The organism is Roseibium sp. AWQ4_290 (genome assembly GCF_056160985.1).
Window position 1 is genome coordinate 1 of the sequence record NZ_JBSWYG010000068.1, and the last position, 409, is coordinate 409.

General features: G+C 60.4%; 1 protein-coding gene. It reads right to left on the minus strand.

Annotated features, from left to right (window positions below):
• On the minus strand, positions 1–409 hold a 409-nt coding region (locus ACXAH0_RS25170), incomplete at both ends, for an IS66 family transposase (protein ID WP_475196047.1).

Below are 409 nucleotides of genomic sequence, written 5' to 3' on the forward strand. Positions count from 1 at the left end.
GAAGATAGGTTTGGCGTGCTTTTGCCTGATTGCGGCACGCTCCGGCGGCGGTTTTCCGCGTGCCTTCTTTTCGATTTCGTAGAGGTTGGCGATCCGCTGGATGGCCTCGCCGGCAACCGATGATCCTTGGGAGGCATGCACATCGACGAACTTGCGCCGGATATGGGCCATGCAGGCCATCTCCCGAGCTTTGTCTGTTCCGAACAGGCCGTTGAACCCGGCGTAGCCATCAGCGTGAACCCAGCCTTTGTAGCCAGACAGGTGGCCCTCAGGATGTTTGCCCTTGCGGTCAACCGTAAACCGGTACCACGCCAGCGGTGGAGAGGCCCCGGCCCATGACCGCTCATCCCGGACATAGGTCCAGATCCGGGCAGTTTTGGTCTTCTTCGTTCCCGGAGCCTGAAGCTTG